Source organism: Dietzia sp. HMSC21D01, from assembly GCF_001815995.1.
Classification (GTDB): domain Bacteria; phylum Actinomycetota; class Actinomycetes; order Mycobacteriales; family Mycobacteriaceae; genus Dietzia; species Dietzia cinnamea.
The window spans coordinates 1-8,239 of record NZ_KV823596.1 but is presented as its reverse complement, the minus strand read 5'-3'; the positions used below and the strand labels follow the sequence as shown (position 1 = coordinate 8,239).

Here is an 8,239-nt window from a genome sequence, read left to right as displayed (position 1 = left end):
ACCGCGCTGACCCCGGCTGGGCGACCGCTCCGGTGTTGGTCGGCGAGGACGAGGACTCCGAGCAGGCACTGCTCGCGCTGGCCCGCCGCACCCCCGCGCGGGGTCACGGCGACCGAGCGGCCGCCCAGATCGGCACCGCGGTCCTGGGCGGCGGGCTGAGCTCGCGCCTGTTCCAACGGATCCGGGAGGAGCTCGGTCTGGCCTATACGGTCTACGCCGGCATGGACCAGTTCCACCCGACCGGGCTGCTCACCGTGGTCGCCGGCTGCCCCGTCGACCGCGTCGGATCGCTGCTCGGGGAACTCGGCGACGTCGTCGACGGGATGCGCACGGCGCCGCCCTCGTCCGACGAGGTGGACCGTGCGATCGGGCACCTCACGGGCTCCATCAGGCTCGGCCTGGACGACCCCCTGTCCCGGATGACGCGGATCGGACGACACCTGCTCGACCGCGACCGGGTCGTGACGGTCGAGGACTCCGTGGCCCGGCTGCGGCGGGTCACCGCCGGTGAGGTCGCCGACTACTGGGGCGCCGAGTCCGCACCCTGGTGCCTGGCCGCCGTCGGACCCGGCATGCCGGACGACGGCGCGGCGGGATTGCTCGCGCGCGTCGGCGGATAGTCTGGGGAGGACGACGATGACCACGGAGGAGACGATGACGGTGACGAAGGTCGGGGTGCTCGGGGCACGCGGCAAGGTGGGTTCGGCGATCTGCGAGGCCGTTCGCGCGGCCGGGGACCTGGAGCTCGTCGCCGAGGTCGACCAGGGCGACCCGCTCAGCGCGCTCGTCGACGCGGGGGCCGAGGTCGTGGTCGATTTCACCCATCCCGATGTGGTCATGGGCAACCTGGAGTTCTGCGTCGCCAACGGCATCCACGCCGTGGTCGGCACGACCGGGTTCACCGACGAGCGCCTCGAGGCCCTCCGCGGTTGGCTCGCCGACAGTCCGGACACCGGGGTGTTGGTCGCACCCAACTTCGCGATCGGCGCGATCCTCATGATGAGGTTCGCCGTGCAGGCGGCGAAGTACTTCCCGTCCGCCGAGATCATCGAGCTCCATCACCCGAACAAGGCGGACGCGCCGTCCGGCACCGCGTACCGCACGGCCGCCATGATGGGCGCCGCGCGGGCCGAGGCGCGGCTCGGTCCGTCGCCGGACGCGACCTCCACCGCGCTCGACGGTGCCAGGGGAGCCGACGTCGACGGCGTCCGCGTCCACTCCGTCCGGCTGACCGGCCTGGTCGCGCACCAGGAGGTGCTCCTCGGGACGCAGGGGGAGACCCTGACGATCCGTCACGACTCGCTGGACCGGTCCTCGTTCGCCCCCGGCGTCCTGCTGGGTGTCCGCTCGATCGCCGGAGCCCCGGGGCTGACCGTGGGACTCGACGCCTTCATGGATCTGTAGGTCGCCCACAGTGGACAGAGTCGTCAAACCCCTGGTCATGGCCCTCACCGCGGCGGGCCTGGTGGTGGCCTTCCTCTACCTGCTCTACCTGGGGTGGTCGATGTTCCGCGCCTCGGAGCACCTGTCCGTCCGTGGTCTCGGGGTGGGGATCCTCCTGCTCGCCGTCGTCGGGGCGTGGGCCACCTGGGCGATCGTGCGCAACGGGCTGGAGCTGCAGAAGATCTCGGCCGCGGCCGCCGCCGAGGGCGTGGAGCTGGACCTCACCGGGCTAGACCGGCGCCCCTCCGGCCGTCTCGAGCGTGACGCGGCCGACGAGCTGTTCGACCGCGTCAGCGCCGAGTACCAGGCGGCGCCGGACGACTGGCGGTCCACCTACCGTCTCGCGCGCGCCTACGACCACGCCGGTGACCGCGTCCGGGCGCGGGAGATGATGCGCACGGCCATCTCGCTGCACGAGGCCGAATCGGCGCCGGGAGGGGACCCGCGATGAGCACCGTGTTGCTCGTCCACCACGCGCCGTCGCCGCGGCTGCGTCGCATCCTGGAGGCCCTCGAGACCGGGCTCGCCCATCCGGAGCTGGAGGGCATCGCGGTGGAGTCGGTACCCGCCCTGGCCACCACCGACGACCACGTCCTGCGAGCCGACGGCTACGTCCTGCTCACCCCGGCGAACTTCGGGTACATGTCCGGTGCGCTCAAGCACTTCTTCGACCGCACCTATTACACCTGCGAGGGCGCGGTCTCCGGCCGCCCCTACGCGTTGTGCGTGCACGGCGACAACGACACAGCGGGTGCGGTCACCTCCGTCGAACGCATCACGACCGGCTGGGGCCTACGTGCCGTGGGCCCGGCCGCACAGCTCACGGGCGAACCCACACGCGAGGACCTCGACGCCGTCGCCGAGGTCGCGGCCACGGTCGCCGCACACCTGCTCGGCTGAACCGCCGGGCGCACCACGTCACCACGAGGAGACCCATCATGTCCGAGCTCGTCCGGCGGCAGGTCCGCATGGTCGCGCACACCGAGTTCCTCCCACCCGACGAGGTCGGCTGGGAGACCGACGCGGAAGGGGGGTCCGCGCTCGCGGAGTTCGCCGGCCGGGCGTGCTACCAGAGCTGGGACAAGCCCAACCCGCGCACCGCGACCAACGCGGGGTACCTCCGTCACATCCTCGAGGTGGGGCACCTGTCGGTGTTCGAGCACGCCAGCGTGACCTTCTACATCACCGGTATCTCACGATCCTGTACCCACGAGCTGATCCGGCACCGACACTTCTCCTACAGCCAGCTCTCCCAGCGGTTCGTCCCGGAGCACGACTCGAAGGTCGTCCCGCCCCCGGCGATCGCCGACGACCCGGAATTGGTCGAGATCTTCCGCCGGGCCACCGACGCCTCACGCGACGCCTACGCGGAGATGCTCGCGAGGCTCGAGGAGAGGTTCGCGGACGTGCCCAACCCGATGTTGCGGCACAAGCAGGCCCGGCAGGCGGCCCGGTCGGTGTTGCCGAACGCCACCGAGACCCGCATCGTCGTGACCGGCAACTACCGCTCGTGGCGGCACTTCATCGGGATGCGCGCCACCGAGCACGCCGACACCGAGATCCGGGGCCTCGCGATCGACGTCCTGCGGCAGCTGCGCGAGGCCGCGCCGGCCGTGTTCTCGGACTTCGAGATCGCCACCCTCGAGGACGGATCGGAGATCGCGGTCAGCCCGTACGTGCTCGAGGGATGAGCACACCCGCCGGGTCGGAATCGGGATCCGGACCAGGCTGCGGGTACCCTGGGAGACCATGACACACGTGACCACCGGGGGGCCGACACCGGCCGGTAGTGGCCGGGCCCCCGCCGAGACAGGGCGCCCGGCGCCGTTCGGCACGGTCGTCACGGCGATGGTGACCCCGTTCGGGGCCGACGGCTACGTCGATCTCAAGGCCGTCGCACGTGTCGCGCGACATCTCGTGGACTCCGGATGCGACGGCCTCGTCGTGTCCGGGACCACGGGCGAGTCGCCCACCACCACCGACGCGGAGAAGATCGCGGTCCTCGAGACCGTCCTCGCCACTGTCGGGGACAGGGCGACGATCGTCGCGGGCGTCGGGACCTACGACACCGCGCACTCCGTGCACGCGGCCCGACAGGCCGCGGCCTCCGGGGCGCACGGACTGCTCGTCGTGACCCCGTACTACTCCAAGCCCACCCAGGCGGGCCTGGACGCCCATTTCCGCACCGTCGCCGACGCGACCGACCGGCCGGTGATGCTCTACGACATCCCCCCACGGTCGGTCGTCCCGATCCAGGCGGAGACGCTGATCGGTCTGTCCGCACACCCGAACATCGTGGCCGTCAAGGACGCGAAGGGTGACTTCCACGACGCGGTCACCGTCATGTCGCATTCCGACCTCATCTACTACTCGGGGGACGATCAACTCAACCTCCCGTGGCTCGCCGTCGGGGCGAGCGGCTTCGTCAGCGTGATCGGCCACGTGGCCGCGCCGCGTCTGGTCGAGCTACGCCGCGCGTTCCTGTCCGGAGACATCGAGACGGCCCGCCGGATCAACCTCGGACTCCTCCCGCTCTTCGACGCCCAGCGGGCGCTCGGGGGCGTGTCGATGTCCAAAGCAGCACTAGAACTTCTCGGGATCCCGGCCGGTGTGCCGCGACTCCCGCAGTTACCACCCACCGACGAGCAGCGAGGGGCCCTCGAGGCACTGCTGCTCAGAGCAGGAGTCACCAGATGACGGAAAGTTCCTCCACCGGCCGCGGACGCGGCCGTACCCGACGCGCCGCGGGCCGCCCCTCGGGCGAGCCGGCGCCCACCACCGCGGTGCAGTTCACCGAGCCGATCCCGGCCGCGGACACCCCTGCCGCCGAGTCGGCACCGACCCGATCCGGCAGGGACAAGGCTCAGCAGGACAAGAGCCAGCAGGACAAGGGCCAGCGCGGCGGCCAGCTGGGCAGGTCCGACCAGGGCAACGGCGGCCAGAACAAGGGCGGCCAGAACAAGGGCGAGCAGGACAAGGGCGGCCAGAGAAAGGCCGACCAGGGCAGGGCCCAGCAGGACTCGTCCAGGGGCGGCTCACGGGGTCGCGGTCGCGGTTCCGCCTCCGGCGGTCAGGAGGGTAGCGGCCAGAAGTCGGGCGGCCAGAAGCCCGCTGGTCAGAACGGCGGGAACCAGGACTCCGGCGGTCAGAACGGCGGACGCGGGCGCGGCGGCCGCAGCCGGGGTCGCGGACGCGGCGAGACCTCGACGGCCGAGTTCGGTGGCGTCAAGACCATGCAGGGCGGGGACATGACGGTCCGTCTGCCCAGCCCACCGAAGCCCCGCAAGGGTGCCCTGCGGATCGTCGCGCTCGGCGGCATCTCCGAGATCGGCCGGAACATGACGGTCTTCGAGTACGACTCGAAGTTGCTCATCGTGGACTGCGGCGTCCTGTTCCCGAGCTCGACCGAGCCCGGAGTCGACCTCATCCTCCCGGACTTCGGGCACATCGAGGACCGCCTGGACCAGGTCGAGGCGCTCGTCCTCACCCACGCCCATGAAGACCACATCGGGGCGATCCCGTTCCTGCTCAAGCTGCGCCCGGACATCCCCGTGGTGGGCTCCAAGTTCACCCTCGCGCTGGTGGCGGCCAAGTGCCAGGAGCACCGCATCAAGCCGGTGTTCCGCACGGTCGACGAGTCCAGCGTCAGTGACCTCGGCAAGTTCCAGGTCCGGTACTTCGACGTCAACCACTCGATCCCCGAGTGCCTGGGCGTGGTCATCAAGGCCGGCGACAACACGGTGATGATGTCCGGCGACATCAAGCTCGACCAGCTGCCCACCGACAAGCGCCCCACCGACCTGCCCAAGATGTCGCGGTTCGGCGACGAGGGTGTCGACCTGCTGCTCCTGGACTCAACCAACGCGACCACGCCGGGCATCAGCCCCTCCGAGTGCGGAGTCCGGCCCGCCCTGCAGCGGCTCATCGCCGACGCGCGCCAGCTCGTGGTGGTCGCCTGCTTCGCCTCCAACGTCTACCGCGTCCAGTCCGTAGTCGACGCGGCCGCCGCCACCGGCCGCAAGGTCGCGCTGACCGGTCGGTCGATGCTCCGCAACATGGAGATCGCGCTCGAGATGGGGCTCCTCACGGATCCGGACAGGGTTCTGGTGGACATGGACACCGCCGCCAAGCTGCCCTCCGAGAAGGTCCTCGTGATGACCACCGGTACGCAGGGTGAGGCCATGGCCGGACTCTCGCGGATGGCCCGCCGCGAGCACCGGCAGATCAACCTGTCAGAGGGTGACACCGTGCTGTTCTCCTCGTCGATCGTCCCGGGCAACGAGGAGTCCGTCTTCGGCGTTCAGAACGGACTGTCGCAGATGGGCGTGAACGTGGTCACCAGTCGCGAGGCGGACATCCACGTGTCCGGCCACGGGTACTCCGGCGAGCTGCTGTTCATCTACAACGCCGTTCGCCCGAAGAACGCCATGCCCGTGCACGGCGAGTGGCGGCACCTGCGGGCCAACAAGGCGCTGGCGATCGCCACCGGCGTGGCCGAGGAGAACGTCGTCCTCGCCCAGAACGGCGTGGTGGTGGACCTCGTCGACGGCAAGGCCTCCGTGGTGGGCCAGGTGCCGGTCGGCAACCTGTACGTAGACGGCCTGTCCACCGGCGACATCGGGGACACCGTGCTGGCGGATCGCACGGCCCTGAGCGAGGACGGCTTCATCGTCGCCACCGTCGTGGTGGACCCGCGCACGGGACGGCCCGTGAGCAAGCCGCAGATCATCGGCAAGGGCTTCACCGACGAGCCGGGCGCGCTGGCCCCGGTGGTCGAGCTGGTGGAGAACGCGCTGTGGGATCTCGCCGGCGAGGGCGAGACGGATCCGTACCGGATCGCCCAGGCGGTCCGTCGCGCCGTCGGCCGCTGGGTGTCGGAGAAGTGGCGCCGCAAGCCCATGATCGTGCCGACCGTCATCACGTCCGCCGTAGCCGAGGTCTGAGACCGTGGGTCCCGACCGTCCGAGCCTGGCCCAGCGGGAGCGGAGCGCTCTCGTCGAGACGATGCGCGCCGTCGGGCCGGACGCCCCCACGCTGTGCGAGGGATGGACGACAAGGGACCTGGCCGCCCACCTCGTCGTACGAGAGGGGCGGCCTGACGCCGCGGCCGGGGTCGTGGTCCCCGCGTTCGCGGATCGGCTCGAGCAGATCCGGCTCCGTGAGGCCGAGAGACCGTGGGAGGAGCTCCTGTCCGCGATCGCCGCGGGCGCGCCGTGGTACTCGCCGTTGCGCTACGCGGACCGCGTGGCCAACACGGCCGAGTACCTGGTCCACCACGAGGACGTCCGACGCGGCGGACCGGGGTGGACCAGGCGCGGGTTCGACCTCGAGGACCTCGAGCGGGTCTGGACGCTGGCCACCACCGTGGCGCGCACGTTCCTCCGCAAGGTCGACGCCCGCGTGGATCTGCGCACCCCTTCCGACATCGGCTCCGCGAAGATCGCACCGGTCTCGACGGGCGCCGCGTTGGCGCCCTTGGTGAGCGTCTCCGCCGATCCGGTCGAGCTGCTGCTGTGGGCGTTCGGTCGAGACGAGGTCGAGGTCGACATCTCCGGAGCGCAGCGGGGGATCGACGCGCTGCGGGCCGTTCCGCGAGGCCTGTAGAAGAGCCCCCCGCCCGTGTGGCTGCTGTTACCGGTGGTGCCTGAGACGATAGAGTGACGGTCATGGCATCCACCTCGAGCACGCGATCCTCCCGTGCCCCCGGCGGCCGACGTCCGGCTCCGACATCGGGAGCGAAGCGATCGACCACGTCCACCTCGTCGTCGTCACGGGGTGGCGGTTCCCGGCGTGGAGCGGTGGTCTCCACGCCCAAGAAGGGCACGCGTGGCGGCGCGCGGACGGCATCCCCGGCGCCCGAGCGGACCTCCGGTGCGTTCGGCGCCGTGGGCCGCGGCCTGCGCGGGGGATGGTCGGCGGTGGCCAAGGGAGTCGGGCACGGTGTCCGTGGCCTCGGAGGAGGGGACGACGACGACAAGGTGATCCCTCCGCACCGCCGGGACGGCCTCGGGCTCGTCCTCATCGGCATCGCTATCGTCTTCGCCGGCGCCGTGTGGTTCGGCGCGGCCGGGCCGGTCGGGGACTGGATCGACACCGGGATCCGCACGATCGTCGGCACCCCCGGCGCGTTGCTACCCCTGCTGCTGGGCGGGTGGGGCGTGCTCGTCATGGCGCGTGAGCCGCGACCGGACGTGCACTCGCGCTGGCTGGTCGGCGCCACTATCACCGCTCTGGGCGTCCTGGGCCTGTGGCACCTCGGCTCCGGCTCGCCGACCGATCCGGGCGGCGTGCGCTCCGGCGCCGGCGTCCTCGGCCGGATCGTGGGCGGCACGCTCGAGGCCGGGTTGTCGGTGTTCGTCGCCGTCCCGTTGCTCGTCCTCCTCGTGGCGTTCGGCGTCCTCGTGATCGTGGGTAGGCCGGCTCGCGAGATCCCCGGCATCGTCCGTGGCTTCTTCGGCTGGGACGGCAGTGGCGACATCGTCGACCACGACTACGACGACGCCGAGGGGGACTGGGACGACGAGGCGACCACCGCGTATCCGATCGCCGAGACCACGGGGCAGGAGGACTCCGGGCGTGCGGCCACGCGGCGCAGCTCGCGGCGGCGCGTCGCCGCCTGGTCCGACACCCCCACCACGGGCGAGACCGTCGAGATGCCGCGGGCCTCTCGCGGCGCCGCACAGGCACGGGACACCTCCGACGCGGACCTCCCCGGTGACGGCGCGACGCTCGACGACGAGACCCCGGCGCCGACCCGCACCCGGCGCGCCCCGCGCCGGACCGAGGTCCTGCCGGC

At 71.5% G+C, this 8,239-nt stretch carries 9 protein-coding genes; all 9 read left to right on the top strand.

The features are described 5' to 3' along the window. The coding region (locus HMPREF3086_RS00185) for a M16 family metallopeptidase (RefSeq protein WP_141763924.1) at window positions 1–620 on the top strand (620 nt) is incomplete at its 5' end. Between the two features lie 34 nt (window positions 621–654). Beyond that, window positions 655–1,404 (top strand): 4-hydroxy-tetrahydrodipicolinate reductase, encoded by a 750-nt coding sequence (dapB, locus tag HMPREF3086_RS00180; RefSeq protein ID WP_061227797.1) that lies wholly within the window; start codon window positions 655–657, stop codon window positions 1,402–1,404. Window positions 1,405–1,414: 10 nt separating this feature from the next. Continuing rightward, on the top strand, window positions 1,415–1,894 hold the full coding sequence (locus tag HMPREF3086_RS00175; RefSeq protein ID WP_061227729.1) for a hypothetical protein: 480 nt from the start codon (window positions 1,415–1,417) through the stop codon (window positions 1,892–1,894). After that, window positions 1,891–2,343: a flavodoxin family protein gene (locus tag HMPREF3086_RS00170; RefSeq protein ID WP_007629933.1), complete on the top strand. Its 453-nt coding sequence runs from the start codon at window positions 1,891–1,893 to the stop codon at window positions 2,341–2,343. The genes HMPREF3086_RS00175 and HMPREF3086_RS00170 overlap by 4 nt, the downstream gene beginning before the upstream one ends. 38 nt (window positions 2,344–2,381) lie before the next feature. Further along, entirely contained in the window at window positions 2,382–3,134 is a 753-nt protein-coding gene (gene thyX / locus HMPREF3086_RS00165; protein ID WP_007629931.1) for an FAD-dependent thymidylate synthase, read from the top strand. Between the two features lie 58 nt (window positions 3,135–3,192). Then, complete coding sequence (dapA, locus tag HMPREF3086_RS00160) at window positions 3,193–4,140, top strand: 4-hydroxy-tetrahydrodipicolinate synthase (protein ID WP_043567479.1); 948 nt, start codon at window positions 3,193–3,195, stop codon at window positions 4,138–4,140. After that, on the top strand, window positions 4,137–6,386 hold the full coding sequence (locus tag HMPREF3086_RS00155) for a ribonuclease J (RefSeq protein WP_061915537.1): 2,250 nt from the start codon (window positions 4,137–4,139) through the stop codon (window positions 6,384–6,386). Before dapA ends, HMPREF3086_RS00155 begins: the two co-directional genes overlap by 4 nt. Before the next feature lie 4 nt (window positions 6,387–6,390). Then, window positions 6,391–7,047: a TIGR03085 family metal-binding protein gene (locus tag HMPREF3086_RS00150; RefSeq protein WP_083324192.1), complete on the top strand. Its 657-nt coding sequence runs from the start codon at window positions 6,391–6,393 to the stop codon at window positions 7,045–7,047. A gap of 194 nt (window positions 7,048–7,241) precedes the next feature. Beyond that, window positions 7,242–8,239 (top strand): DNA translocase FtsK 4TM domain-containing protein (locus HMPREF3086_RS00145; RefSeq protein WP_246830828.1); only part of this gene is annotated, 998 nt, incomplete at its 3' end.

Coding starts and splice junctions, on each gene's coding strand:
- dapB (WP_061227797.1), top strand. CDS start 655: ATGACGGTGACGAAGGTCGGGGTGCTCGGGGCACGCGGCAAGGTGGGT.
- HMPREF3086_RS00170 (WP_007629933.1), top strand. CDS start 1,891: ATGAGCACCGTGTTGCTCGTCCACCACGCGCCGTCGCCGCGGCTGCGT.
- thyX (WP_007629931.1), top strand. CDS start 2,382: ATGTCCGAGCTCGTCCGGCGGCAGGTCCGCATGGTCGCGCACACCGAG.
- dapA (WP_043567479.1), top strand. CDS start 3,193: ATGACACACGTGACCACCGGGGGGCCGACACCGGCCGGTAGTGGCCGG.
- HMPREF3086_RS00155 (WP_061915537.1), top strand. CDS start 4,137: ATGACGGAAAGTTCCTCCACCGGCCGCGGACGCGGCCGTACCCGACGC.